The following is a 1,742-nucleotide window of genomic DNA, read 5'->3' as shown; positions in this document are numbered from 1 at the left end:
CGAAGCGCCGGATCTGCCGGACGTCGGTGGCGGGCATGATCTCCGGGATGATCGGCAGATCGCATCCCGCGGCGGCCACCCGGTCCCGGAGCCTGAAGTAGTCCTCGGCCCGGAAGAACATCTGGGTGATGGCGTAGTCGGCCCCGGCCCGCGCCTTGGCGACGAAGTGCCGGACCTCGGTCTCCCAGTCGGGTGAACGCGGGTGGCGCTCGGGGAAGGCCGCGACGCCGATGCTGAAGTTCCCCGACCCCTTGACCAGCGTGACCAGTTCCCGGGCGTGGTTCAGCCCGTCCGGGTGCGGCACCCACGCACCGCGCGGATCGCCCGGCGGGTCGCCGCGCAGCACCAGGACGTCCCGGACGCCCGCGTCGGCGTACTGCCCGATGATGCGCCGCAGTTCACCGACCGAGTGCCCGACCGCCGTGAGATGGGCCACCGGGCGCAGACTCGTCTGGGCGGCGATCCGCTGGGTGACCGCGATGGTGCGGGAGCGGGACGAGCCGCCGGCGCCGTAGGTGACCGAGACGAAGGTGGGGGCGACGGCCTCGATCCGCCGGATGCTCTCCCACAGCGAGCGCTCGCCCGCGTCCGTCTTCGGCGGGAAGAACTCGAAGGAGAAGGACCGGGTTCCCGAGGCCAGAATCTCGCGCAGCGTGCTCATGAGGGGCCTCCATGAGCGTTGAAGTAGCTGGCTTCCGGGTGGTGGATGACGATCGCGTCGGTGGACTGCTCGGGGTGCAGCTGGAACTCCTCGGAGAGGTTGACCCCGATGCGTTCCGGCTGGAGCAGGTCCATGATCTTGGCGCGGTCCTCCAGGTTGGGGCAGGCCGGGTAGCCGAGGGAGTAGCGGCAGCCCTGGTACTCGGTACGGAACATCGCGTCCAGGTTGTCCGGGTCCGCTGAGGCGATGCCCAGCTCGGACCTGACCCGTCCGTGCCAGTACTCCGCCAGTGCCTCGGTCAGCTGCACCGACAGCCCGTGCAGTTCCATGTAGTCGCGATACGCGTTCGCCGCGAAGATCTCGTTGGCCGCGACCGAGACCCGGTTCCCGACGGTGACGACCTGCATCTCGATGACGTCGGTCTCGCCGGAGTCCTCCGGGCGGAAGAAGTCCGCCAGGCACAACCGGCGCCCGCGGCGCTGCCGGGGGAAGGTGAAGCGGGTCCGTTCGCCGCCGTCCTCGCCCAGGATGATCAGATCGTCGCCCTTGGACACGCAGGGGAAGTAGCCGTAGACGATGGCCGCTTCGAGCATGTTCTCGGTGTGCAGGCGGTCCAGCCACATCCGCAGCCGCGGCCGGCCCTCGGTTTCCACCAGCTCCTCGTACGAAGGACCGCTGCCGCGAGCCGACTTCAGGCCCCACTGGCCCTTGAAGAGCGCGGCCTCGTCCACCCAGGCCGCGTACTCCTTCAGCGGCGTGCCCTTGATGATGCGGCTGCCCCAGAACGGCGGGGTGGGGACCGGGTTGTCGGTGACCACGTTCGACCGGACCGAGCCGCGCTCCTCGTCCGGCTCCTCGATGACGATGGCCGGACGTACCGGTACCCGCCGCTGCTTAAGCTCCGGCAACGTCGCTCCCGGCACACCGCGCTTGACGGCGATCAGCGCGTCCATCAGCCGCAGGCCCTCGAACGCGTCGCGGGCGTAGCGGACCTCGCCCTCGTAGATCTCGTGCAGGTCCTGCTCCACATAGGCGCGGGTCAATGCTGCGCCACCCAGAATGACGGGGTAGTCGGCGGCCA

General features: G+C 69.6%; 2 protein-coding genes. Both read right to left on the bottom strand.

What is annotated here, in order from left to right; all coding sequences use genetic code 11:
- Positions 1-661 (bottom strand): methylenetetrahydrofolate reductase (locus tag C6N31_RS42115; protein WP_198359604.1); only part of this gene is annotated, 661 nt, incomplete at its 3' end.
- A partial coding sequence (locus tag C6N31_RS42110; RefSeq protein WP_306665083.1) for a vitamin B12 dependent-methionine synthase activation domain-containing protein occupies positions 658-1,742 on the bottom strand: 1,085 nt, incomplete at its 5' end. The genes C6N31_RS42110 and C6N31_RS42115, both read right to left, overlap by 4 nt.

This window comes from Streptomyces fildesensis (genome assembly GCF_016107395.1).
In the GTDB taxonomy this organism is placed as follows: domain Bacteria; phylum Actinomycetota; class Actinomycetes; order Streptomycetales; family Streptomycetaceae; genus Actinacidiphila; species Actinacidiphila fildesensis.
This window is presented reverse-complemented; position numbering and strand designations above follow the sequence as displayed.